Source organism: Pseudophaeobacter sp. A-200-2 (genome assembly GCF_041008815.1).
In the GTDB taxonomy this organism is placed as follows: domain Bacteria; phylum Pseudomonadota; class Alphaproteobacteria; order Rhodobacterales; family Rhodobacteraceae; genus Phycobacter; species Phycobacter gallaeciensis_A.
The window spans coordinates 1-24,546 of record NZ_JAXGFU010000007.1 but is presented as its reverse complement, the minus strand read 5'-3'; the positions used below and the strand labels follow the sequence as shown (position 1 = coordinate 24,546).

26 protein-coding genes and 1 pseudogene are annotated in these 24,546 nt (G+C 61.2%); 12 read left to right on the top strand and 15 right to left on the bottom strand.

Translation table 11 applies throughout. From position 1 onward, the window contains the following. Positions 1-78: 78 nt before the first annotated feature. The 6 genes from SM766_RS11640 to SM766_RS11615 all read right to left on the bottom strand — a co-directional run bounded on the left by SM766_RS11640 (position 79) and on the right by SM766_RS11615 (position 5,124). Positions 79-507, bottom strand: coding sequence for a glyoxalase superfamily protein (locus SM766_RS11640; RefSeq protein ID WP_274834931.1), 429 nt, complete (start codon positions 505-507; stop codon positions 79-81). Continuing rightward, entirely contained in the window at positions 504-1,895 is a 1,392-nt protein-coding gene (locus tag SM766_RS11635; protein ID WP_368947887.1) for an MATE family efflux transporter, read from the bottom strand. The genes SM766_RS11640 and SM766_RS11635 overlap by 4 nt, the downstream gene beginning before the upstream one ends. 219 nt (positions 1,896-2,114) lie before the next feature. After that, positions 2,115-3,014, bottom strand: coding sequence for an OmpA family protein (locus SM766_RS11630; protein WP_368947886.1), 900 nt, complete (start codon positions 3,012-3,014; stop codon positions 2,115-2,117). An 83-nt stretch (positions 3,015-3,097) separates the two neighbouring features. Continuing rightward, positions 3,098-3,670 carry a peroxidase-related enzyme gene (locus tag SM766_RS11625; protein ID WP_368947885.1) on the bottom strand — a complete coding sequence of 191 codons (573 nt, stop codon included), beginning with the start codon at positions 3,668-3,670 and terminating at the stop codon, positions 3,098-3,100. A gap of 18 nt (positions 3,671-3,688) precedes the next feature. Next, positions 3,689-4,405: a GNAT family N-acetyltransferase gene (locus SM766_RS11620; RefSeq protein ID WP_368947884.1), complete on the bottom strand. Its 717-nt coding sequence runs from the start codon at positions 4,403-4,405 to the stop codon at positions 3,689-3,691. Then, on the bottom strand, positions 4,402-5,124 hold the full coding sequence (locus SM766_RS11615) for a competence/damage-inducible protein A (RefSeq protein ID WP_368947883.1): 723 nt from the start codon (positions 5,122-5,124) through the stop codon (positions 4,402-4,404). The genes SM766_RS11620 and SM766_RS11615 overlap by 4 nt, the downstream gene beginning before the upstream one ends. Positions 5,125-5,173: 49 nt before the next feature. On the opposite strand from SM766_RS11615, the gene sfsA reads away from it, so the two are divergent. Then, the gene (gene sfsA, locus SM766_RS11610; protein ID WP_368947882.1) at positions 5,174-5,878 is read left to right on the top strand and encodes a DNA/RNA nuclease SfsA; all 705 of its coding nucleotides are present in this window, start codon (positions 5,174-5,176) and stop codon (positions 5,876-5,878) included. A gap of 20 nt (positions 5,879-5,898) precedes the next feature. On the opposite strand, the gene SM766_RS11605 is transcribed toward sfsA, so the two are convergent. Continuing rightward, complete coding sequence (locus tag SM766_RS11605; protein ID WP_274832622.1) at positions 5,899-6,270, bottom strand: VOC family protein; 372 nt, start codon at positions 6,268-6,270, stop codon at positions 5,899-5,901. Between the two features lie 213 nt (positions 6,271-6,483). Between SM766_RS11605 and map the strand changes: the two genes are divergently transcribed. After that, positions 6,484-7,293, top strand: coding sequence for a type I methionyl aminopeptidase (map, locus tag SM766_RS11600; RefSeq protein WP_368947881.1), 810 nt, complete (start codon positions 6,484-6,486; stop codon positions 7,291-7,293). Here the strand turns inward: map and SM766_RS11595 are convergent, their stop codons facing one another. From SM766_RS11595 to SM766_RS11585, 3 genes are all read right to left on the bottom strand, one after another. Continuing rightward, positions 7,294-7,959: an HAD family hydrolase gene (locus SM766_RS11595; RefSeq protein ID WP_368947880.1), complete on the bottom strand. Its 666-nt coding sequence runs from the start codon at positions 7,957-7,959 to the stop codon at positions 7,294-7,296. A gap of 101 nt (positions 7,960-8,060) precedes the next feature. Next, complete coding sequence (gene rsmD / locus SM766_RS11590) at positions 8,061-8,621, bottom strand: 16S rRNA (guanine(966)-N(2))-methyltransferase RsmD (RefSeq protein ID WP_368947879.1); 561 nt, start codon at positions 8,619-8,621, stop codon at positions 8,061-8,063. After that, a complete protein-coding gene (locus SM766_RS11585) occupies positions 8,618-9,829 on the bottom strand; it encodes an NAD(P)/FAD-dependent oxidoreductase (protein WP_368947878.1) in 1,212 nt (403 codons plus the stop codon). Before SM766_RS11585 ends, rsmD begins: the two co-directional genes overlap by 4 nt. Before the next feature lie 98 nt (positions 9,830-9,927). On the opposite strand from SM766_RS11585, the gene SM766_RS11580 reads away from it, so the two are divergent. The 4 genes from SM766_RS11580 (at position 9,928) to SM766_RS11565 (ending at position 13,006) form a co-directional block, all read left to right on the top strand. After that, complete coding sequence (locus SM766_RS11580; RefSeq protein ID WP_065271381.1) at positions 9,928-10,416, top strand: peroxiredoxin; 489 nt, start codon at positions 9,928-9,930, stop codon at positions 10,414-10,416. A gap of 209 nt (positions 10,417-10,625) precedes the next feature. Next, the gene (locus tag SM766_RS11575; protein WP_133245361.1) at positions 10,626-10,880 is read left to right on the top strand and encodes a hypothetical protein; all 255 of its coding nucleotides are present in this window, start codon (positions 10,626-10,628) and stop codon (positions 10,878-10,880) included. Between the two features lie 16 nt (positions 10,881-10,896). Continuing rightward, positions 10,897-11,313 carry a universal stress protein gene (locus tag SM766_RS11570; protein ID WP_065271382.1) on the top strand — a complete coding sequence of 139 codons (417 nt, stop codon included), beginning with the start codon at positions 10,897-10,899 and terminating at the stop codon, positions 11,311-11,313. Between the two features lie 52 nt (positions 11,314-11,365). Continuing rightward, a complete protein-coding gene (locus tag SM766_RS11565) occupies positions 11,366-13,006 on the top strand; it encodes a BCCT family transporter (protein WP_065271383.1) in 1,641 nt (546 codons plus the stop codon). Between the two features lie 143 nt (positions 13,007-13,149). On the opposite strand, the gene SM766_RS11560 is transcribed toward SM766_RS11565, so the two are convergent. The 5 genes from SM766_RS11560 to SM766_RS11540 all read right to left on the bottom strand — a co-directional run bounded on the left by SM766_RS11560 (position 13,150) and on the right by SM766_RS11540 (position 19,259). After that, entirely contained in the window at positions 13,150-13,755 is a 606-nt protein-coding gene (locus tag SM766_RS11560) for an acyl-homoserine-lactone synthase (RefSeq protein ID WP_065271384.1), read from the bottom strand. Positions 13,756-14,183: 428 nt separating this feature from the next. Beyond that, positions 14,184-15,920 carry an ATP-binding protein gene (locus SM766_RS11555; RefSeq protein WP_368947877.1) on the bottom strand — a complete coding sequence of 579 codons (1,737 nt, stop codon included), beginning with the start codon at positions 15,918-15,920 and terminating at the stop codon, positions 14,184-14,186. 488 nt (positions 15,921-16,408) lie between these two features. Continuing rightward, complete coding sequence (locus SM766_RS11550; protein WP_065271385.1) at positions 16,409-17,302, bottom strand: LysR family transcriptional regulator; 894 nt, start codon at positions 17,300-17,302, stop codon at positions 16,409-16,411. Positions 17,303-17,390: 88 nt separating this feature from the next. Next, positions 17,391-18,038 carry a DsbA family oxidoreductase gene (locus SM766_RS11545; protein WP_368947876.1) on the bottom strand — a complete coding sequence of 216 codons (648 nt, stop codon included), beginning with the start codon at positions 18,036-18,038 and terminating at the stop codon, positions 17,391-17,393. A 273-nt stretch (positions 18,039-18,311) separates the two neighbouring features. Then, positions 18,312-19,259, bottom strand: a complete 948-nt coding sequence (locus tag SM766_RS11540) for a LysR family transcriptional regulator (protein ID WP_368947875.1) — start codon at positions 19,257-19,259, stop codon at positions 18,312-18,314. 127 nt (positions 19,260-19,386) lie between these two features. Here SM766_RS11540 and SM766_RS11535 point away from each other — a divergent pair, with 127 nt between their 5' ends. The 6 genes and pseudogenes from SM766_RS11535 to SM766_RS11510 form a co-directional block, all read left to right on the top strand. Beyond that, entirely contained in the window at positions 19,387-20,550 is a 1,164-nt protein-coding gene (locus SM766_RS11535) for an acyl-CoA dehydrogenase family protein (RefSeq protein WP_274829801.1), read from the top strand. Then, a complete protein-coding gene (locus SM766_RS11530) occupies positions 20,550-21,647 on the top strand; it encodes a CaiB/BaiF CoA transferase family protein (protein WP_368947874.1) in 1,098 nt (365 codons plus the stop codon). The genes SM766_RS11535 and SM766_RS11530 overlap by 1 nt, the downstream gene beginning before the upstream one ends. Position 21,648: 1 nt before the next feature. Next, complete coding sequence (locus tag SM766_RS11525) at positions 21,649-22,488, top strand: HTD2 family dehydratase (RefSeq protein WP_368947873.1); 840 nt, start codon at positions 21,649-21,651, stop codon at positions 22,486-22,488. Beyond that, positions 22,488-23,282 carry an HpcH/HpaI aldolase/citrate lyase family protein gene (locus SM766_RS11520; protein WP_368947872.1) on the top strand — a complete coding sequence of 265 codons (795 nt, stop codon included), beginning with the start codon at positions 22,488-22,490 and terminating at the stop codon, positions 23,280-23,282. Before SM766_RS11525 ends, SM766_RS11520 begins: the two co-directional genes overlap by 1 nt. Positions 23,283-23,319: 37 nt before the next feature. After that, the gene (locus tag SM766_RS11515; RefSeq protein WP_065271505.1) at positions 23,320-24,078 is read left to right on the top strand and encodes an electron transfer flavoprotein subunit beta/FixA family protein; all 759 of its coding nucleotides are present in this window, start codon (positions 23,320-23,322) and stop codon (positions 24,076-24,078) included. Beyond that, positions 24,078-24,546, top strand: a pseudogene (locus tag SM766_RS11510) (electron transfer flavoprotein subunit alpha/FixB family protein); the annotation flags it as partial. The gene SM766_RS11515 and the pseudogene SM766_RS11510, both read left to right, overlap by 1 nt.

Below are 24,546 nucleotides of genomic sequence, written 5' to 3'. Positions count from 1 at the left end.
CCCTGAAACACACGACCCTCCCTCGTGAAACTGCCCCCCGCACACTGCGGGGGGCTTTTTTGTCTTGGGAACAAGGTCTCAGATCTCGATCACCAGATGCGGCGTCCCGTCCGAGGTCCGCTCCCGCGAGGTGCCCGAGGGGCCGACCGTGCCCCGGATTCGTTTACGGAAGTTCGAGAAACTGTCGAATGTGACCACGTCGACCGCCTCGTCCAGATCCAGTTCCAGCCGAAACCAGCCGGGCCGCAGCATTTCGACGGCCAGAACCGTTGCCGCAAAGGGCTGCGACAGATAGGTCCCCTCAATCCGCCCGCCAGGGGTAAATCCCTCTGGCGGCCGGTTGCCCATCGCGGCGTGGAAAGTATTCCAGTCGCGAAACCCATGCTGACGTGCCACCAGCTCAAGGCTCTGACTGTGGCTGATCTCGCGCCCTTCGGCCTCCAGCCCCGTGCGCAGACGTTTGGCCTGTGCTTTGGCCTCGACCAGTGTCGGAAGTGTTGCGCTCATGACCGCGCCTCCTCGGTTGTCGTGAATACGCCCCAGCTGAGCCGGGTGCGGCGCGCCCGAGTCCACAGAACCCAGACCGCCAACAGCAGCAGCAGAACCTCAGCCGCTGGCCCCGCCCACCATATCGCCATTTCACCAAACCACAGCGGCAAGGCAAAGGTCAGCGGAATGGCGAATGCGAATGGCTTTGACAGGCTCAGCACAGCGGCGCGGCGCGCGTCTCCGATGGCCTGGAAATGGGCCGCCAGCATCATCAGAGGTCCCGACAGGACAAACAAGGCCAGCATTACCGGCATGATCCCTGCCACCTTTGCAACCACGGCAGGGTCGGTCACAAAGGCCGCGGCGATCTGCGGGGCAAAAAGGCTAAACACCGCCTGCACCGACAGGCAGAACCCCAGTGCCACGAAAATGGCGATTTGCAGACTGTTGTCGCTGCGCCGCCACAGCCCCGCGCCAAAGTTGTTGCCGGTGATCGTCTGCATCGCCTGCGACACGCCCAAGAGCGGCAGGAAGGCAAAGGTGACGACCCGCGTCACGATCCCATAGGCTGTGACCGTAACCTCGTAATCCGGGCTACCGACCATCTGCAGCGCCGTCAGGATTGCCGAGGAGCCAAGCGCGATACCAATAAAACCAAGGCTTTGCGGAGCGCCCAGCGCCAGAATGCGGCCACTGCCCTGTAGGATCACGTTGCGCAGCACCATGACCGGATGCAGCAGGGTGCCCCGGCTGTGGCGATAGGCGGTGATCACGACCAGCGCCAACAGCTGCGCCTCGACCGTGCCGTAGGCCGAACCGGCAACGCCAAGATCCAGCACCGCGATCATCAGGTAGTTGAAACCGATATTGCCTATCGACACCAACAGGCTCATCGCCGCCATCATGCCCACGTGGCCTTCGTTGCGCAGGGCATCGGAGTTGACCGCCAGCACAAAGGTCAACGGCGTGGCAAAGATCAGGATGCCCAGGTAGCTGGCCGACAATTCGGCAAGCGCACTGTCCCCGCCGGTAACCAGCCAGATCAGCTGCCCGCCAAAGCCGAGGTAAAGCAGGATCAAGATGACGCCCACAACAAGGGCCAGCCAATGCGCCGCGGCATAGATACGCTCGGCCTCATCAAAGCGGGAGCCGCCAAGGTGCCGGGCCAAAAGGCTCGACATGCCGGTGGAGACCAGCGTGGCGCAGGCCACGATCAGCATGTAGAACGGGAACACCACGGTGACCGCCGCCAGCGCCTGCGGGCCGACGAAATGCCCCAGAAACAGGGCATCGGCGACCGTCAGAAGGCCGTTCATGCTCATGACGAATATGATGGGTATCGCGGTTTTCGCGAAAATGACCGGCAATCGCCCGGTCAGAAATGTATTGGGAGTCGGATCTTGCATCGCTCTGAAGCCCTCATGCGTCGATCTCGCTCAATGGATGGGACCCGCGTTACCACCCGCGCGAGACGCGGAGAAGGTGACAGAAACAATAGCAATAAACAGAACTTCACCTCGACGAGTACACGTCTGCGGGGGGCGGGCGTCTGCGGCCTGCCCTTGGGGTAGAGCAGGCTTTTGCGCCGGTCAAGCCCTTTTCCGGTGGCCAGTGATGGCCCTGCCTCAGGGTTTTGGCCGTGGCAGCAACACCGCCTCGACCCGGCGGTTTGCCTCCCGCCCTTCGGCCGTGAGGTTCGTTGCGACCGGCACCAGATAGCCGACACCGGCCACCTCAATCCGGGTTTCATCCACCCCGGACTTCTCCACAAGATGGGTCTTCACGGCCTCGGCCCGGCGCCGCGACAGGTCGGTATTGTCCTGCAACCCGCCAACCGTATCGGTGTGACCAACCACAACCACGGAATAGTCTGGAAATTCGGCTAGGAACTCGGCAAGTGCTTTCAGGCTTTCATAATTTTCCTGGCCCAGCGCCACATCTCCGGTCCCGAAATCAAGCCCCGGCAGGATCGCCCGGCCCTGCTCCAGCAATGCCTGCGCCAGATCGGTAGGGTCGGCATCTGGCAGGCTTTCGGTGCCTGCTCCGACAGCTTCTGCCGTCTCGGCCTGCCCTGCCGGAATGGATGGGGCCAGTTCCAGCGCCGCGGCTTCGGGCGGTGAGACCTCGATGATCTGAAGATAGGCCGAGGTGCCACTACGCGAGGCCAGCAGAGTCACGGCGCTCTCCCCCTTCACGGCGGACAGGAAGTGATAATCGCCAATGCTGACGGCCATATCCGGGGCCGGAACCACCTCAATGCCGAATCGGAAATCAAAGCCGCCGCACTGGCGCGCCTCGCATTGAAAGAGCAGTTCGTATCCTGTCTCCAGCAACTGCTCCCGCAAGGGCGCCAGAACCTGCAAAACGGTCGCCTCGCCCCGGATCCGATAGGTGCGGCGCAAAATCCGCCCTTCGATCGCGCGGGACGGCACCCCATCGGCGCCCACAGGGCCGGTTGGCAAGGCATAGGTGCCCAGCGGGGTTTCCCGCAGTGCCAGCGCCTGGGCGCCGACCGGTAAGGACATTTCAGCCCGGGCCAAAGGCGCCGAGACAAAAAGCGCGGCCCCAACAAACAGGGCCGCCGCCAATGATATGAAAAACCGCCCAATCACCGGTACTGGGCGTGGTAATCGTCGTTCGGGACCATAGCGGTGCCGCTGGCCACCCGGTTTGTCATGTTGAAGAAGGCTGCCACATTGGCAATGTCCCAGATGTCACGATCGCTGAAACCAACATCACGCAGGGCCTGCCGGTCTGCCTCTTCGACCTCGGCGCTGGCGCGGGTCAGTTGCAGGGCAAAATCAAGCATCGCCCGCTGCCGCGCGTCCAGCGGCGCGACCCGGTAGTTCATCACCAGCATCTCACCCAGCCTCGGATCCCCGGACAACTGACGCACCGCCGCGCCATGTGCCGCAAGGCAGTAGAAACAGCGATTGTAGGAAGACACCACCACCGCGATCATCTCCCGCTCCAGCTTACTCAGGTTGCTGTCGCCCAGCATCAGATCGTTATAAAGCGCGGTGAATGTGTTCAGCTTTTCGATGTCAAAGGCATGCGCCCGCAGCACATTGGGCACCATGCCCAGTTTGTCCTGACAGATATCGAAATACTTCTGCGTCGCAGGCGGCAGCGGATCCACCTGCGGCAGGTCAAGCGCTGTTGGGTTTTGCTGATCGGTCATGGTCTTCTTTCTCCTCCCTCAAGGTTTGTGCCTGTAGTGGTACTGCCCGCTGCAGGTCATTCCAAGTGAGGCATAAAGACCATTTGCCCCGGCGTTCGCCCTGGTACAGACCAGCGCCAACTCGCGCGCGCCCTGTTCAGCCGCCCAAAAGGCCGCCTGCCGCACCATCCATGCGCCCATCCCCTTGCGCCGCTGATGCGGCAGGATTTCCAGCGCGTGGACCATGGCAACCCCATCGTGGATAGCCACGAACCCCGCCCCGGCGGGTTTGTCGTTGAACCGCCCAAGCAGCGCCGTCTTCGGCCCCGGTGCGCGCTCCATCACCGCCATACGCCCCGGCCCGATGCCACCCGCGATCCAGATCTCGCGCTGGATTTCCAGCGGCTCCCAAACGCAGAAGGTGGTGACCCGCGGGATCGGCACATCGGTCAGCTTTGCCGGTGGGCAGGTCCAGATATTGACCGGATCCTTGATCTCATACTCCAGCGCCGCCAACTGCGCATCCAGCACATCATCGCCATCGCGGATCATGAACAGGGGCTCCTGCCCCATGGCGCGCATGGCCTCTTCGGCAGCGGCAATCTGATCCTTATTGACCGGACCATTGGTGGTGGCCGCCGATACCCGGCTGCCGCCGCCCTGGCCTTCACGAAGGGTGATCGGGCCAAGATCGCGCGTGGAGGCTGCTGGCCAGGTGCCATCGACCACAGCGTAGTACAGGGGATCGGTGCTCACAGGTCCAGCTCCCGTGCAAGTCGGGTAACCGCTGCATCGACGCGGGCGCCATCGGCGCCGCGCACAACCACATTGGCCCCAAAAGCCCCGTCCTTCTGAAACGGGTAGCAGCCGATCGACAAATCAGAGAAATCCGCTGCCAGTGCCGAAAGATTGCCTGCGATCTCGCCCTCGCCGCGCATCACGCGCAGGGTCTGTGACAACAGCGGGCTGCCGCCGGTCAGGGTGGGCAGGACGCTGGCCACCATCGCCTCGAACACCGATGGCACCCCGGCCATCACATGCACGTTGTTGAGGGTAAAGCCCGGCGCCGCCGAAACCGGATTGTCGATCAGCGCAGCGCCATCCGGAATGCGGGCCATGCGCAGGCGTGCTTCATTCAGCTCGGTTCCCGATTTGTCGTAATGGGCCTGCAGGATCGCGCGGGCGTCATCCCGGACATCCAGATGCGCGCCAAATGCCTTGGCGATGCAATCGGCGGTGATGTCATCATGGGTTGGCCCGATACCGCCACTGGTGAAGACATGGTCATGGGTTTCTGACAGCGCGGTGACACCTGCGATGATCGCCACCTCGTCGTCGCTGATCATGCGAACTTCGCGCAGGTCGATGCCGTGTTTGGTCAACTCTCCGGCCAGAAAATGCATGTTCGAATCGCGCGTGCGCCCCGACAGGATTTCGTCCCCGATAACCAGCATTGCAGCGGTTGGATTGCCCATGGCGCCTCTCCTCTTGATCCGGTGTTAAGGCAGGTATAGGCCCAAGAACATGCGCTTTGGAACCCCTCTGATCCCCGCCCGGCTGATCCGCCGCTACAAACGTTTCCTTGCCGACTGTCGGCTGGAGGATGGGCGCGAGATCACTGCCCATTGCGCCAACCCCGGATCGATGATGGGGCTGGCTGAACCTGGGATGAAAATCTGGCTGGAGCCGAACGACGATCCGAAGAAGAAACTGAAATATGGCTGGCGCCTGGTCGATCACGAAAACGGCCATTTCACGGGCGTCGACACATCGGTTCCGAACCGCGCATTGAAAGCCGCGCTGGAGGCCCGCGAGATTGCCGAGCTTGCCGCCTATGAAACCGTGCGGGCCGAGGTGAAATACGGCGAGAAGAGCCGTATCGATTTCCTGCTGAGCCAGCCAGGTCTGCCCGACTGCTATGTCGAGGTGAAAAGCGTGACGCTGTCGCGTCAGCCAGGTCTGGCGGAATTTCCCGACAGCGTTACCGCGCGCGGCACCAAACATCTGGGGGAGCTGGCCAATATGGTGGCCGAAGGGCACCGGGCGGTGATGCTCTACCTCGTGCAGCGCACCGATTGCGACCACTTCCAATTGGCAGCGGATATCGACCCGGCCTACGCCGCGGCCTTTGATGACGCGCAGGCAACCGGGGTCGAACGGCTGGTCTGCACCACGCGGATTTCGCCCGATGGCGTGTGGGTGGAGGCAGCCAAAAGGCTGCCCTCCTGAGAAATTGCAAAGGGCTGGGCTCAGCCCATGACGTAAAAGCAGAGCTTGTTGCCGTCCGGATCGCGCACATAGGCACCATAGAAGAAGTCCGGCACACGCTCGCCCGGTTCGCCTTCGTCGGTGGCGCCAAGGCTGATCGCCTTGTCATACATCACCTGCACGTTGTCCTTATCCCCGGCCGGAAAGGCCAGCATGCCGCCGTTGCCGCTGGTGCAGACATCGCCGTTATGCGGGGTGCAGACGGCCAGCATCGGCGCCGTACGGTCCTTGCCGATAAAGGCGATCCGGCCTGCGTCCATCAGGACTTTGGCGCCTTCAGCCGCGAAGAGTTCAGTGTAGAAATTTTTGGCGTTCTCCATATCCGAGACACCAATCGTGACGTAGCCGATCATTATGTTTTCCTGTCGTTGATTTCAGATTCGGTCGCACGCTCGGGGAAAGCTATGGCGTTTTCAAATCACGAAACCGGCACCTGCAGGTCCGCCCCTGCCTGCCTGATATGCAGGGGATGCAGCGGCCTTTTAGTCACTGCACCGCCCCCTCTGGCCCTTTTGGCCAAGACCGCTTACATAGCAAGATAACAACACCCGAGGGAGCTCCGCCCGATGAGATCGAAAGACGGCCGCACCACCAAGGACGGCATCCGCATTCACGAACCCGCCGATTTTGCGGGCATGCACACGGCAGGCGCTCTGGCCGCACGCATTCTGGATGATATTGCCCCCCATGTCTTTCCCGGCCAGACCACTGGCGAAATTGACCGCATCATCACCCAGATGGTCGAGGATGCAGGCGCGAAATCCGCCACCATCGGCTACAAGGGCTACCAGCACGCCAGCTGCATTTCGGTGAACCACGTGGTCTGCCACGGCATTCCCGGTGACAAGAAGCTCAAGGACGGCGATATCCTCAACATCGATGTGACGGTGATCGTCGATGGCTGGTTTGGCGACACCAGCCGCATGTATGTGGCAGGCAAGCTGTCCCGCAAGGCCGAGCGGCTGATCCAGGTCACCCATGACGCCCTGATGAAGGGGATCGACGCGGTGAAACCCGGAAACACCTTTGGCGATATCGGTCACACCATTCAGGCCTATGTCGAAGCCCAGCGCATGAGCGTGGTGCGCGATTTCTGCGGTCACGGTCTGGGACAGGTGTTTCACGCGCCGCCGAACGTGCTGCACTATGGCCGTCCCGGAACCGGTCCGGTTCTAGAGGAAGGCATGTTCTTCACCATCGAACCCATGGTGAACCTGGGCCGCGCCGAGACTAAGATCCTCGCCGATGAATGGACCGCCGTCACCCGCGACAAATCGCTGTCAGCACAGTTCGAACACTCGATCGGGGTTACCGCGGATGGGTTCGATATCTTCACCCTGTCGCCTGCAGGCAAATTCCACCCGACCTACGGCTGATCAGGTTAGCCCAATCAGGGCTGGCACCTCCTGCATACCGGTAAACACCTCTGCCCCCTGATCAGCCAGCGCCGCGCCCTGCCCGTGCGGCGCAAAGCCAAGGCAGCGCATCCCGGCCCGGGATGCGGCCTGCGCACCGGTCGCACTGTCCTCGATCACCAGACAGGAGCGCGCCTCTACCCCGAAATGGCTGGCCGCGGCCAGAAACAACCCCGGTTCCGGTTTCGCAACGCCCAGCGCATGGGCCGAGAACATCGCTTGCGGATGGAACCGCTCCCACAGCCCGTTCTGTCCGAGCGTGATGCGCATCTTCTCTTCGCTGCCGTTGGAGGCAACGCAAGTGGGAATGCTATGCTGATCGAGCCGCGCCAATAGATCCGGGATCCCCGGCACCAGCCCGACGCCTGCACGCAGCCGCGCATAGGTTTCGGCGTAGATTTCCTCCACCCAGTCCTGTGGCAGATCCGCGCCAAGCTTTCGCGCCTTGTCCATCACCCCCATCATGGTGCCGCCGACAAAATGCCCCATGGCCTCTGGCAGGGTCAGCGACAGGCCGTGGCGCGCCAAATTGTCCACCATGGCCTGATTGGACACGGTTTCGCTGTCCACCAGCACCCCGTCGCAGTCAAAGATCACCAATTGCGGCGTGGGAAATGTCTTGGGCATCTGAGGCTCCTTTAATGCAACCTGAACAAATACCGCTAAGCGCTACTGCCTGAACCGTCACATAGCAAATCTAACGCAGGCCATTTCCTGCCCACCCCATTTCAACCTGAAACACTTCGCCACATCAGGGAGATATGGGTATCGCCGTATTTGCGGCTGTCCTGCGCCTCATACCCCTCGGGCGGCGTCATCGGAGCACTTTCCTCCCACACGATCAGGGCGCCAGGCGCGATCCAGCCGCCAGCATCGGCTACGGCAAGCGCCTTTTGCCCCAGATCCTTGCCATAGGGCGGATCGAGGAAGATAACGTCATAGGGGGCATCGGGGTTCTGCCCCAGCTTCAGGGCGCTGCGGCGGATCAGGGCCGTGCGATCCTCGGCCCGGCAAATACCGACATTCTTGCGGATCAGCCCCTGCGCCACGCGTCCGTCATCGACAAATGTGACCAAAGCCGCGCCGCGCGACAGCGCCTCAAGCCCCAGCGCGCCAGTTCCGGCAAAGAGATCCAGCACCCGGGCGCCGTCGATGGCACCGGTGTGCATCAGCACGTTGAACAGGCTTTCGCGCACCCGGTCGGTCGTCGGGCGCAGATGCGCACCCGCATCGCCCTTGCCCACGGCCGCCAGCGCGCGGCCGCGAAACTCACCTGCGATGATCCTCATGCCCGCAGCAGCGGCTTCAGGTCTGCTTCGGGATCGGCGACCACGGATTTGTCCGCCGTTTTACCCGCATCGATCAGCCGTTTTCCGACCATGTAGGCGCGCGGATCGTTCATCGCGTCGACCGCCACCAGTTGATCACCTTTGTAATACCAGAAGGACACGCTTTGCCCCTCGCCCTGACGGGTGACCACGTTGTCATAGCCGCTGTTGAGGCCCGCAATCTGCAATTTCACATCATATTGGTCGGACCAGAACCAAGGCTGTGCCACGTAATCCTTGCCTGCGCCCAGCATGTTCTGCGCCACGATTTCGGACTGATCGATGGCATTGGGCACGCTTTCCAGCCGGATACGTTCACCCTTGTAGGGGAACGAGGCGCAATCGCCCGCCGCCCAGACCGAAGGGTCCGAGGTGAGGCCCTGCGCATCGACCCGGATGCCGTTTTCAATCGTCAGCCCGGCCTGCTCGGCCAGAGTGGTCGCCGGGGCGATACCGACACCAACCACCACGAAATCCACGTCCAGCGTGCTACCATCGCCCAGAACCGCCCGCGCGACCTTTCCGTCTTCGCCTTCCAGCCGCTCCAGCCCCGTGCCTTCGCGGATGTCGACACCGTGCCCCTTGTGCAGGGCGCGGAAATAATCGGAGGTCTCGGGCGCTGCCACCCGTTGCAGGATCCGATCTGCCATCTCGACCAGGGTCACCGACAAGCCACGCTTGGCGCAGACGGCTGCGGCCTCCAGCCCGATATAGCCACCACCCACGATCAGCACCCGCTTGCCTGTCGTCACATGCGGCGCCATGGCGTCCACATCGGACAAGCCACGGACAACGAATACCCCATCAAGATCGCCGCCGATGACGGCCGGAAGGCGGCGCGGATCGGAACCGGTGGTCAGGGCCAGCTGATCATAGAAGATCACCTCATCCCCAAGGCTGACCGTCTTTGCCGCCGGATCAATCCCTGTGACGGTGGCGCCCAGTTTCAGGGTGATGTCATTGTCGGCGTAAAAACTCTCGGGGCGCAGGAACAGGCGCTCTTTCTCCATCTCACCCAGCAGGTAGGCCTTGGACAGGGGTGGCCGCTGATAGGGCAGCGCGGTTTCGGCTCCGATCAGGGTGATGTCACCGTCAAATCCATCTTTGCGCAATTTGGCCACAAGAGACGATCCCGCCTGCCCTGCTCCGATTACCACGATGTGGCTCATGTCCCCTCTTGCCTCCTGCGCATGTTCTGGTCACGGTCTGACCGGACCCTATATGGGGGACCATAGATAACGCAATCACGACAGAAGAGGAACGCGCGATGATTTCAGTCGGAGACACCCTGCCGGACGCCACCCTGGTGCAAATGGGGGCCGAAGGGCCCGAGCCGGTGCAGATGGCCGAGAGGGTCAAGGGCCGCAAGGTTGCCATCTTTGCCGTTCCGGGCGCCTTTACCCCGACCTGCCATTCCGCCCATGTGCCCAGCTTTATCCGCACCAAGGATCAGTTCGATGCAAAGGGCGTGGATGAGATCATCTGCATATCGGCAAACGATCCCTTCGTGATGAAGGCCTGGGGCGAAGCAACCGGCGCGGACAAAGCAGGTATCACCATGCTGGCCGACGCCCAAAGCGAATTTACCGATGCCATCGGCATGCGCTTTGATGCGCCGCCCGCCGGGCTGATCGGTCGCTCGCTGCGCTATGCGATGCTGGTCGAGGATGGCAAGGTGACGATCCTCAACCGCGAGGAAAACCCCGGCCAGTGCGAACTCTCTGCCGGTGAGGGCCTGCTCGACGCGATGGGCTGAGACGGCGGTCTCTCCGCGGCACGGATGCGCCAGATCAGGATGGGGATGGCGCTCTTCGCCACCCCGAACTCCGGACCAACCCATCCGCAGAAAACCAATGCAGCCCGTTCATTTCGACCACTGGAACGGGCTGCATTTGTCAGATCGCGGCGCCTGATGGCGCGCCTCTGGAAATCGTTTCACCGGCCCGGCTTGCCCTGAAGCAGCCCGTGACCTTCGAACAAAACATTGTTTTTCAAGAATATATTTTTGTTAAACGTCCGCAAATTCCAAAGCGTCAGGTCCGCATTCCCTACCAAAAGTTCAACGCCTCGTTTGTCTGCGGCTCAGATTTGATGTTACGCTCCTCAAGGAGGAGACAGATCAAAAATCACTTTCACCCCAGTGATCGATATGTGATGGGCGGTTTTTCAACCCCGCCGGGGTCGGCTGCGACACATGAGCCGCCGAAATTTTCAAACTGAGAGAAAGGACAACCGAGTGTTCAAGAAAATCATGGCGCCGGTGGACTTGGCGCATCAAGGGCATCTTGAGAAGGCCCTAAAGTGCACGTCAGATCTCGCAAAGCATTACGGGGCAGAAGTCGTGTTTGTTGGGGTGACCGCCTCTACGCCCAGCGCCACTGCGCATAATCCGGCCGAATATGCCGTCAAACTCGATGAATTCGCCAAGGCACAAGCGGCAGAGCACGGGTTCACCGCATCGGCAGTGCCGGTGGTCAGCCACGATCCGACCACGGATGTCGACGATGCGCTGCTGAAAGCCACCAAGGACACGGGTGCAGACCTGGTAGTGATGGCCAGCCATCTGCCCAATGTGCTCGACTATATCTGGCCCTCGAATGGCGGAAAAATTGCCGAGCATGCGAAATGTTCGGTGTTTGTCGTGCGCGGCTGACCACAGAGCCGCGAACAGCATTTGTAAGATCTGATAAAGGGAGGCCTCCAAAATGGCCGACGAAACGACCAACCAGGGCATACCCGAGCCCGAAGGGACAGCAGAAATCATCGATACCGACTACACGATTGGTCAGGACAATATCGAAACGACAGTTGGACCGTTCGGGCTCGATGTTCACAACCCGGTTTTCCTGATTTCCGGGCTTTCCATCGTAGCCTTCGTTTTCTACGCGCTGGCCCTGCCAGAGCAATCCGCCGATATCTTCGGCAGCTTGCGCCCCTATCTGACCAGCACCTTTGACTGGTTCTTCCTGGGCGCTGCCAACATTTTTGTCCTATTCTGCCTGCTGCTGATCGTGCTGCCTCTGGGCAAGGTGCGGCTTGGCGGTGCGGATGCGACACCCGATTACAGCTATATCGGCTGGTTCGCGATGCTGTTCGCCGCCGGCATGGGCATCGGCCTGATGTTCTATGGCGTTTCCGAACCGATGAGCCATTATTCGACCTCAATGGGTGGCATTGCCACTGGTGAGGATGGCGCGCGGACCGATTGGGCACCGCTGGGGGCAGCCGCCGGGGATCAGGCGGCCTCGGTCCGCCTGGGCATGGCAGCAACGATCTTCCACTGGGGACTGCACCCCTGGGCGATCTACGCGGTTGTCGCACTGGCACTGGCGCTGTTTTCCTACAACAAGGGGTTGCCGCTCACCATTCGCTCGGCTTTCTACCCGATCCTGGGCGAACGTGTCTGGGGCTGGCCGGGGCACACCATCGACGTGCTGGCGGTTTTCGCCACCCTGTTTGGCCTTGCAACCTCGCTTGGTTTTGGCGCGACACAGGCGAATGCAGGTCTGAATGAGCTGTTCGGCATCCCCGTGGGATCGACGACCGAGGTTGTTTTGATCACCGGCATTACGGCAATCGCACTGATCTCGGTGATCCGCGGCCTCGACGGCGGGGTGAAAGTGCTGTCCGAAATCAACATGGGGCTTGCGGCCCTGCTTTTGCTGTTCGTGTTGATCGCCGGACCCACGATCGCGATCCTGACCGGCTTCGTGGACAGCCTTGCTGCCTACATCCAGTATCTGCCCGCATTGTCCAACCCGATTGGCCGCGAAGACACCAACTTCAGCCAAGGCTGGACCGCCTTCTACTGGGCCTGGTGGATCAGCTGGTCGCCCTTTGTCGGCATGTTCATCGCCCGCGTCAGCCGTGGCCGCACCGTGCGTGAGTTCATCATTTGCGTACTGCTGATCCCCTCGATGGTCTGCGTTCTGTGGATGAGCGTCTTTGGCGGCACAGCCATCCAGCAGGTCATTCAGGATGGCGTCACCACCGTGACCGAAGCGCCGCTTGAGCTGAAACTGTTCAAGATGCTGGCCGAACTGCCGCTGGCCTCGATCACAAGCTTCCTTGGGATCATCCTGGTGGTCGTGTTCTTCGTCACCTCTTCGGACTCCGGTTCGCTGGTGATCGATACCATCACCGCAGGCGGCAAGGTCGATGCGCCGGTCCCGCAGCGTGTGTTCTGGTGCGTCTTCGAGGGCGCCGTGGCGATTGCGCTGCTCATCGGCGGCGGACTGGCTTCGCTGCAGGCGATGGTCATCTCGACAGGCCTGCCATTTACCGTGGTGCTGCTCCTGATGTGCTGGGCGATCTGGCGCGGTCTGATCGCTGAAACCCGGGCGTAGACAACGCCCACATTTGAAAAAAAGGAAAGGGAGCCCGTATCAGGGCCCCCTTTTGCGTTGCGGTCTCGTTTGCGCTGCGGACCTTTTATCAGACAGTCAGCGCAGAGTGTCCTGCCCCTGACGCATAGTCCTGCCGCTGTGGATCACGCCGCTCGGCTGCGACGCAGCCTCTTGGCATCGACCTTGAGATGGTAAGCCTGACAGGTTTCCCCTTCGATTTCGAAGCGCAATCCGGCCGGGGTGATGTTGATCCCCGCCTGACGCGTCAGCAAAGCAGCCGAAACAGAGGTCAGACAAAGGAACGCATCAATGTTCCAGTCCTTGGCCAGCCGGGCAAAGCTCACCCCCAACTGTCCGCGCACACGCATGCGTTCGCGGCTGCTGAGCGTATCATCGACGAAGACCCTACTGACCTCCCAGATCTTCGGGTCCTGTGGCGCGGGCGCATCCAGAATGTCCGCAGGAAGATCCGGCAACAGGCCCAGTTGCGCATCGCGCAGCATATAGCTGGCGCTGCCGCATTTTGCGGTGGTGGGCGTCACCCGGAAACCGCCATGGATCGTCATGCCATCATGAATCGCGCAATAGATGCTCTCCGGGGTATCATACTGATCAAACTCAAGCCCGCGCACGTTGGGCAGGTCCCAGCCGCGCGCCTCGATAAAATGATGATAACGCGCGCGCAGGAGCTCGGTGAACAAAGCACCGGTCTCTCCTAAGTTGTCGAACGATATTTCTGTCGACTGCATCGGGCTGTCCCGCCGCCTTTTTCCATAATCTCAATGTGGTGCTGAAAACTTTCAGCAAATTTGAATCAACTTTCACAAGAAATCGTAAATTTTAAATTAACCGTGATGAGGGTTACCCCTCTCATCACGCACAACTTTTGGGCAAGTGCGCGTTATACGCGCCTTTTCTCTAAAGGCCGCTTAAGGATGGGCGCAGTTCCGCCGAAGCCGAGGTAACAAACCGGCACAGGTCCGACCGGACAGATCTATTTCAGAGAATATGAAAGCGCCGTCGGACGCGGGCAGACTTTACCAGCAGGCCTGTATACCGTGGCGGAACGATCAGGCAGCAGGCACGCTCAGTACCGGAACCAGATCATTCCCCATGACATTGTTCAGGATCGGAGCCTCTGACCAACGCCCGGCGCGCCATGGCCAGCGGGGCGCCATCAGGCGGCGCGGATGAAGCGTTCGGTTGCAACCCTTCGGATTTCAGATAGCAGCACGGACTTCTTGACCGGTTTTGCCAGATACCCAGCCGCCCCTAGCTTGAGGAACAACTCCTGGTCCTCTGGCGCAGCGTTGGCCGTCAGCATGATCACCGGCGTATTGCCGATCCTACCCCCACGGCGTGCCAGCTCCGCCAGGGTTTCGCGCCCGTCCATCACCGGCATCTTCATGTCGAGCAGCACAAGATCCACCGATCGTTTCTCAAGACAGGCCAGAGCTTCGACACCATTCCCTGCCTCGACAATCTCAACATCGCTGTTTTTCAAGAAGGCACGCACCACCACCCGGTTCGACGCGGTATCATCCACCAGCAAGATCGAGCGAACACCAAGATCGCTTCGGTCTTCATCCGGGGTTTGCGGCGACAGGGCCTCGATCTCCGAATTTTCAAGAACCCTGACCGGGCATGTAAAGGTGAAACAGCTTCCGCGGCCAGGGCTGCTCCTGACTGTAATTTCACCCTCCATCATATGCGCAAAGCGCCGCGCAATCGACAGACCAAGGCCCGTGCCCGGCACGCTGAGGGCGTTCTTGTCCTCTGCCCGGTAGAACTCCGTGAACAGCTGTGCGGTCTGATCCGGCGTCATGCCGCGTCCGGTATCCGACACCTCAACGGTGAGAACCGTCTGACCATCGACCTGTTCGCCGCGCGCCCCGACCAGCACCTGACCAGTCTCGGTGTACTTGACCGCATTGGACACCAAGTTTCCGATGATCTGACGGACACGCAGCGCGTCGAATTCCGCATAGGCAGGCACGTTGTCTTCGATATCGACGATCAGTTGCAGCCCCTTTTCATCGGCGGGCGCCCGGAACATTTCAACCGCGCTGGAGATTTCGGACCTTGGCTCCGCATTTGTCAGGTTCAGCTCAAACTGTCCGGATTCAATTTTCGCATGATCCAGAACATCGTCCAGAATACCGGTCAGCGCCTGGGCAGACTTACGCAGCAGATGGGTGCGTTCACGCAGCGTCTGCCGGTCGGTGCGTTCATCCTCGATCAATTCGGACATGGCGCAAATTGCATTGAGAGGGGTGCGGATCTCATGGCTCATCGCCGCAAGGAACCGGCTCTTGGCCCGGCTTCCGGCCTCTGCTTCGCGCAAGGCCTCGCGCAGGCGGCCGGTCAGCCGGTGCTGCACCCACATGGCATGCAGCATATAGGCCGACCCCAGAACCACCACGATGGTCGCGATCACAATCTCTACCGGGCTTGCGAAGTTATAGAGGAAGCTACCAATCATATAGCCAAAGACACAGAGGATCGGCACCGCCGTCAGGATACCAAAGAACATCCAGGCAGAGCGCGCCACCACACTGTGATTGAGCGCGATGATCAACAGCATTGAGCCCATCAGCTTGGGAAAGGGTTCTGACTGAAGAAACAGAAGCAGCGGGATCGCGTTGAAGACCCAGACGCCGGCAAAGGCAGATCCGGCGAACAGGAGGACCGAGCCGATTGTGACCTCTTTGCTCAGCCTCTTGTAGACGTAGACACCGATGATCTCGATCAGCCCATAGACCAGATATATGGTGGCCACCACTGGGATTGGCACGAAGAAAAGGGACAGGAGCGAGACAAGCGTAATCGACGCGAAACGGGATGGCAGATCCGCGCGGACGAGATCGTTCTGGGTAGCTATGGCGCTTTTGACGTCTGGCGGCAAAGCAAACATACGCATCCTCCTTCCATTGCCCGTTCCCTCGTTCCTTGTGATGGCTAACGGACGCCGAAGGTCTTCAATCGCCCATCGGACCACGGGCAACTGAAAAACTCTACGTTGAGATTACGGCCAAATGATGACCAATGTTCAAAATAACTCGCGCATACGGCGAATTATCGCCTATTTGCAGCCAATCGATGCAATCTCAGGCTGCGCATCCCGGCGGCCAGCGACGTTCCAAAGCCTCCCTCGCATCCTTTTCCGGGATAATTGTGACCGGAACGTCTCGCTTCGGATGTAGGGTGCTGGGTGTTGAGCATCGGACTTGAAATATGTGCCGAGAGGTCACTCTATGGGCCACAAGTCCCTCTTTGGCCCCGCTATCTGTCACGCGGCGCTCCTGTCGTTAGGTACGATGAGAAGTGTGACGGTCAATTCGGAAACCCGGGATTTGGACCGGTCGCCGACCAGGAGCGCCGCAACTGCATCCTTGCTGGCTGTCAGGGCCGACCCGCCAATTCCGCAGCCAGGAAATCGTTGAAAGCCATCACCTTAGCATCCGCGCTTAGGCGTGACGCGGCAAGCGTGTAGACCGTGCGTTCTGGCAGGTGCCAGTCTGGCAGAACCCGGACAATCCGGCCCGTCGCCTCAAGCGGGGCTGACAGGAAATTCGGCAAGCTGCCAATCCCCATGTCGGCCTTGATCATGTCACGCAGGACAATGCTGCTGCCAAGGCGCAGCTGGGGCGAAATCGGCACCGTAACCCGTCTTTGCGGCCCATTAAATTCCCAAGTCAGCGGAGTTTCAGCAAGGCTATAGGACAGTGTTCTGTGTCTTTTCAGATCCTCCGGAGCCTCAGGCTGGCCGCAATCTGCAAGATATTCGGGGCTGGCGAAAACACCCTGATGCACGGGCATAATTTTGCGCGCGATCAACCCCGAATCCGGCAGGCTTGCACGGATGCGGATCGCCACATCAAAGCCGCCCTGAACCAGATCCAGCACGTTGTCGTCAAACACAAGCGACAGCTGCACGTCAGGATAGCGACTGGCGAACCGGGGCAACAAATCCGCCAGAACCGTCGTGCCAAAGGAATGCGGCGCATTGATCCGCAACTCGCCCCGCATCACCTGCGCCCCAGACCGCACCTGCTGCTCGGCCAGATCAACGGCCTGCAGGATGCGGTCGGCCTGCTCGTAATATAGCCGACCGTGTTCGGTCAGGGACATGCTGCGGGTGGTGCGCGTGATCAGCCTGCAGCCGAGGCTTTCTTCTAGCAGCTTCAGATCGCGGCTGAGCAAGCTGGACGACACGCCCAGATCCTCAGCCGCGCGCGCCATGCTGCCACGGTCGACGATGCGGCAGAAGGCCCGCATGACACCAAACTTGTCCATGGCTCTCTCCGTTGCTTCCCAGAAATAAAACACGATGCGCTAGCTCTGCAAAGCGCTTTGCCCGCGTGCCACTCCGGGCGTAGCCTGCTCAGAGATGTTCCAGTTGCCGCGCGACAACACGCAGATGCGACCGCAACTCATCGACAGAACCAGTCAGCAACCGCGTGCCCGTTGCAGCGATGATCAGGGTCGGCACTGCCTGCACGCCGTTCACCCGGGCAAAATGCCGATCAGCGTCGACCTGCCGGGCCACCGCCGGATCCTCCATGCGGCACTTGAACTGATCCGGGGTCAGACCCAGTTCCTGCGCCAGATCCACCAGCACCTTCGGGTCGGCGATATTGCGGGCTTCGCTCAGATGAGCCCGCTGGATCCGGTCGAACATCTCCCAGTGCAGCGCCTGACCACCAAAAGTTTCCGCCGCCTTGCACGCGAGCGCCGCGTTCATGCCATGGGGATAATCGAAACGGGCCGCCCGCATCGCGTTGATATTGATGTGTTCCGGCTGATCGCTGGCCGCACGGCAATGGCGCCAATGATCCAGAATGGTACTCCGCGCCGCCTCAGGGCTGCCCCAACGCTGTGCCATTTCCTGGCGGCTGGCCTGCAGCACGAAGGTCCGGTGACGAATATCGAGTTTGATTTCCTGTGCTACCGTGCGCAGGCGGGATGAAAGATTGAAACACCAGGCGCACACCGTGTCGTGGAAGAATTCGATCTTGATCGGCCTGCTCATTTGAACATCCCCCCGATGTGCCAATCAGCGGCGTCCGGACGGATCTGCGGCAGCGCGCGGTTGCCGTTCGATTGGAGGAGTAAAATGGCAGGGGGAGAAGCGAACATCGCGGGCCTCGCTGACGGTTTCTAAGGGAAGACAAGACAATCCGCAGATCCCCCCGGAAGATTAACCGGGAAATTCGAAAGACAATCTCTCATCAGCTTCAAGAATGCCCACAGGTCTCCCCATCAGGCAGGAAGCGCACCCCAGTTGCCAAAAGGTCTTGCCCGGTCAGGAATTGGTATCCGCAGCCTTTGTCGCAATTGGTTGCGCCCCGGCCCAGGTTCCATCAGCAATCAATTCTGCGGAAACGGTTGTCAGGATTTCACTGACAGCCGATGCCGCGCGGGTCAGCGGCCGCGCGGTAGTGTGGGCTAGGTAAGTTCGGCGCCACAGCCCCGGTGCGTCGAACGGGCTAACCGACAAGCGCCCGGCGGAGGCCTCCTGCGCCACCGCGTGGAACGGCAACACCGAACACCCATAGCCCTGCTCAACCAACCGTTTGATATTGCTGTAACTGTCGACTTCGATATCGGGTGCGACCGAGATACCTTTCACGCGCAGCTTTTCCTCCAGCATGGCGCGCAGCCCATGCGCGCCGCTAGGCAGGATCAGTGGAATATCCGCAAGGTGGTCAAGCGGGGTCGGCCCTGCCCCGGCCTGCGCAGGCGGGGCCAGCATCACCAGCTCTTCATCCAGCAGCGGTTCGGACCGCACCCCGGCTTCCCGCAATTCAGCATATAGAACCGCCAGATCGACACCGCCATCCAGCAGCCATTCGCGGACAAAGCCGCTCATCGCTTCGGCGATGACGATCTTAATCTTCGGATAGCGCGCGCGGCACCGCGCGATCAGCGGCACCGACAGAATACCGCTGATGGTCCCCGGCAGCCCCAGACGTACCGTTCCTGTCGGCTCCCGGCCCAGACTGCGCAGATCTTCTTCGGTGCGCTCCAGATCCATCAGAAGCGATCGTGCGCGACGGGCAAGTAGTTCTCCGGCCTCTGTTGCGGTAACCCCCTGTGGCGCGCGCAGCAACAATGGCGTTCCAAGGGCTTCTTCCATATTGCGCACATGCAGGGACAAGGCAGGTTGCGCCACATTCACCCGCTGCGCTGCCCGAGTAAAAGAACCCTCTTCGACGATGGCTAGAAAGTATCGCAGCTGTCTCAGATCCACGATCCGCGCCCCATATACAGAAACGTTATACCTATAAGCACTAATAGATATTTGATGTATGCAGGGCAAGCCGGGCATATCCAGAGCAATGGCGAAGACTTCGCAAGACTCAAACCGGAGACCCCAAATGTACCAGCAGCAGACCGACGAATTTCAGGATATCCGCGATGCGGTGCGCGCGCTATGCGCCGAGTTCCCGGATGAATATCACCGCAAAGTCGACGAGGCCCGCGCCTACCCCGAAGAGTTTGTCGATGCCCTGACCCGTGCCGGCTGGATGGCGGCGCTCATCCCCGAAGAATACGGCGGATCCGGCCTTGGCCTGACCGAAGCGGCGATTATCATGGAAGAGATCAACCGCGCCGGCGGCAATTCGGGCGCCTGCCACGGGCAGATGTATAATATGAACACCCTTGTGCGGCATGGGTCCGAGGATCAGAAGCGCCGCATCCTGCCAAAACTGGCCAGCGGCGAATTGCGTCTGCAATCCATGGGCGTCACCGAACCCACCACCGGCACCGACACGACGCAGCTGAAGACCACCGCGGTCAAGAAAGGCGACAAATACGTTGTGAACGGCCAGAAGGTCTGGATCAGCCGGGTCCAGCATTCGGATCTGATGATCCTGCTTGCCCGCACCACGCCGCTGTCCGAGGTAAAGAAGAAATCCGAAGGCCTGTCCATCTTTCTTGTCGACATCAAGGAAGCGATGCAGTCGGGCATGACCGTCCGGCCGATCCCCAACATGGTCAACCACGAAACCAACGAGCTGTTCTTCGACAATCTGGAAATCCCCGAGGAGAACCTGATCGGCGAAGAAGGCAAGGGCTTCAAATACATCCTGACCGGGCTCAATGCCGAACGCACGCTGATCGCCGCCGAATGCATCGGGGACGGCTACTGGTTCACCGACCGTGTGACGCAATACGTCTCTGAACGTACGGTCTTTGGCCGCCCCATCGGCCAGAACCAGGGCGTGCAATTCCCCATCGCCGAAGCTTATGTCGAAATCGAAGCTGCCAACCTGATGCGGCAGAAGGCATGTCGGCTTTATGATGCAGGCCAGCCCTGTGGCGCCGAAGCGAACATGGCGAAATACCTCGCCGCCAAGGCCAGCTGGGAGGCCGCGAACGCCTGCCTGCAATTCCACGGTGGTTTCGGCTTTGCCTGCGAATACGATGTCGAGCGTAAATTCCGCGAAACCCGCCTGTATCAGGTGGCGCCGATTTCGACCAATCTCATCCTCAGCTACGTGGCAGAACACGTGCTGGGCCTGCCGAGGTCGTTCTGATGAGCCGCCCGTTGGAAGGATTGAAGGTGGTGGCCATCGAACAGGCCGTAGCCGCCCCCTTCTGCACTGCGCGCCTTGCGGATGCGGGCGCCGAGGTGATCAAGATCGAACGCCCCGAGGGAGATTTCGCCCGTGGTTATGACGATGTCGCGAAGGGCCAATCGAGCTATTTTGTCTGGCTCAACCGCGGCAAGACCTCGGTAACGCTGAATCTGGCCGCGCCCGAGGGCAAGGCGGAACTGGAGCGGTTGCTGATCGATGCCGATGTGCTGATCCAGAACCTCAAGACAGGCGCGCTGGAGCGGCTGGGATTTGGCGCTGATCGGCTGGCCGAGGACTTCCCGCGTCTTATCACCTGTTCGATCAGCGGCTATGGGGAAGCTGGACCGATGGCAGAGCGCAAGGCCTACGATCTGCTGATCCAGGCGGAATCCGGGCTGTGCTCGATCACCGGCGGGCCATCAGTTCCCTCCCGTGTCGGCATTTCCATCGTCGATATTGCCACCGGGGCAACCGCCTATTCCGCCGTTCTCGAAGCGGTCTTGCGGCGTTACAAGACCGGAAAGGGCGCACGGATATCGCTGTCGATGTTCGACGTCATGGCTGATTGGCTGACCGTGCCGCTGCTGAACCACGAAGGCGGCAAACCACCCAAGCGGATCGGGATGGCGCATCCGTCAATCGCGCCCTACGGGGTCTTCACGGCCAGCGACGGCGCGCAGATTCTGCTCTCGATCCAAAGCGACCGGGAATGGAAGAAACTCTGCATCGATTTTCTCGATCAGCCCGATCTGGCCGATGATCCCCGCTTTGCCACCAATGTGGCGCGGGTGGCGAATCGGGATCAGACCGACGCCCTTGTCGCCCGGGGATTCGCCCGCAGAACTGGCGCCGAGGCCATCGAGGCCCTGCGCGTGGCGGATGTCGCCCTCGCTTCGGTCAACGACATGGAAGGCCTCTCAAACCACCCGCACCTGCGCCGTATCTCGGTCGAGACTCCGAACGGCGTAGTGTCCTACCCGGCGCCCGCCCCGATCTGGCATGGCGAGACGCCGCATTATGGTCCGGTGCCCGCACTCCGACCACAGGAGACCTGAAATGAATATCGATCTTGACCACCTGCGCAGTTGGATTGGCCACGAGGAAACCCGCTCCGAAGTGCTGATGCCGACCCTTGTGGAACGCTTCAACGCCACCTTTGACCGCGACGGACCGCTTGACGAAGGCGCCGAAGCCCCCCCTATGATCCACCTCTGCCTGTGTCAGCCGGTGGCCCCATCGGCAGCCCTCGGGCCCGACGGGCATCCGGCACGCGGCGGCTTTCTGCCACCCGTGCCCCTGCCCCGGCGCATGTGGGCGGGCGGAGAGATGACATTTCACGCGCCACTTTGCATCGGCGATACTGTCACCCGCCGTTCAGTGATCGAAGATGTTGCTTTGAAGACAGGCCGCAGCGGAGACCTGTGCTTTGTAACCGTGCGCCATCATTTCAACAGCGATAGCGGCGATCTGATCACGGAACGACAGGATATCGTCTATCGCGGCGCCCCCACCGGCACAGCCAAGCCGCCCTCCCCCGCTGCGACGGCCCCGGCAGCACCCCACAATCGCAACATCGCCACCACGCCGACATTGCTGTTTCGTTATTCGGCGCTGACCTTCAACGGCCATCGCATCCATTACGACCGCCCCTATTGCCAGGAGGACGAAGGCTATCCCGGGCTGGTAGTACACGGCCCGATGCAGGCAACCCTGCTGGCGCAATTCGCCGCCGACCTGCGCGGCGCCGCGCCCGCCCGCTTCAGCTTCCGCAGCCTGTCGCCTGTCTACGACACGCAAGGGCTTGGCCTGCGCGCCGCCGAGACTGAGGCTGGGATCAGCCTGTGGACCGCCGCACCCGGTGGCCCTGTCGCGATGGAGGCGCAGGCGCAATGGTGATGTCCGACGCAATCCGCGCACCGCTGTTCGTTCCGGCTGACCGGCCGGACATTTTCGCCAAGGCACCCCGGTCCGGAACCGACGCGATCATACTCGATCTCGAAGATGCGGTGTCGCGCGACAACAAGGAGGCCGCCCGTGCCGCTCTGACATGCGATTTCACCGAGCTGCCCGTCATTGTACGCATCAATCCCCCCCGCACCCCCTGGCACGCGGCCGATCTCGCAGCCGTCGCATCCTTGCCGGTGGCTGGTCTCATGCTGCCCAAATCCGAAGATCCCGCCTTGATTACCGATCTGGCCGAAACGCTCGGCCCTGATGTGGCGCTGCTGGCCCTGATCGAAAGCGCCGCAGGGCTGGCGGCGGCCCGCGACATCGCGGCGGTGCCCGGCGTGACACATCTGGTGTTCGGCTCGATCGACTTCTGCGCCGACATCGGTGCTGCACATCAGCGCGAGGTGCTGCTGCCCGCCCGCAGCGAGTTGGTTCTTGCCGCCCGTCTGGCCGGGATCTGCGCACCCATCGACGGGGTTACCGCGCGGCTGGACGATCTGACCGAAACCCAGGCGGATGCCGCCCATGCGCGCGCCCTCGGCATGTCTGGTAAACTCTGCATCCATCCGCGGCAGGTCGGTGAGGTGCAGCGCGCCTTTGCCCCCTCGGCGAATGAAATCCACTGGGCAAAACGGGTCCTTGCCTCTGGCGACGGCGCGACGACCGTCGATGGCGCCATGGTCGATGAACCCGTCCGCCTGCGCGCGCGAGCCATTCTTGGGGCGCTCGCAACTGCCTGATCCCACCCCTCCGCCCAAAGCGAAAGGAAGTCTGAACATGAAGGTACTCGTGCCTGTCAAACGCGTGATTGACTATAACGTGAAGGTCCGCGTCAAAGCGGACGGAAGCGGTGTCGATCTCGCCAACGTCAAAATGTCGATGAACCCCTTTGACGAAATCGCCGTCGAAGAGGCCATTCGCCTGAAAGAAGCCGGTAAGGCGGATGAGGTCGTTGCGGTCTCGATCGGCGTAAAACAGGCACAGGAAACCCTGCGCACCGCACTGGCCATGGGCGCAGACCGCGCCATCCTGGTTGTCGCCGCCGATGACGTGCACACCGATATCGAACCGCTGGCCGTGGCCAAGATCCTCGCCAAGGTCGTCGAGGAAGAGCAGCCCGGTCTGGTGCTCGCAGGCAAGCAGGCGATCGACAACGACATGAACGCCACCGGTCAGATGCTGTCCGCACTGCTGGGCTGGTCGCAGGGCACCTTTGCCTCCGAAGTCGACATCGACGGCGACAGCGCCAAGGTCACCCGCGAGGTGGACGGCGGTCTGCAGACCATCTCGGTCAAGATGCCCGCCATCGTCACCGTGGACCTGCGCCTCAACGAGCCGCGCTATGCCTCGCTGCCGAACATCATGAAGGCCAAGAAAAAGCCGCTGGACGAGAAAACCGCTGCCGATTACGGCGTCGACGTCTCCCCGCGTCTTGAGATCGTCTCCACCACCGAACCGCAGGCCCGCTCGGCTGGCATCATGGTCGGTTCGGTTGACGAACTGGTTGCGAAACTCAAAGAAGCGGGGGCTGTGTAATGGCTGTTCTTCTCCTTGCTGAAGTGAACAATGGCGAACTGGCGATGGACGCCACCGCCAAGGCTGTCTCCGCCTCCAAGGCCCTGGGCGATGTGACCGTGCTTTGTGCCGGTGCATCGGCTGCTGCCGCAGGCGACGCTGCTGCCAAGATCGACGGCGTGGCCAAGGTGCTGGTCGCCGAGGATGCCTCGCTGGGTCACCGCCTGGCCGAGCCGACTGCAGCGCTGATCGTATCGCTGGCTGGCGACTACAGCCACATCGTGGCGCCTGCGACCACCGACGCCAAGAACGTGCTGCCGCGCGTTGCGGCGCTGCTGGACGTGATGGTGATCTCGGATGTGACCGCTGTTGTCGACGCCGACACCTTCGAGCGTCCGATCTACGCGGGCAACGCGATCCAGACCGTGAAGTCTAAAGACGCCAAGAAGGTCATCTCCTTCCGGACCTCGACCTTTGATGCGGCTGGAG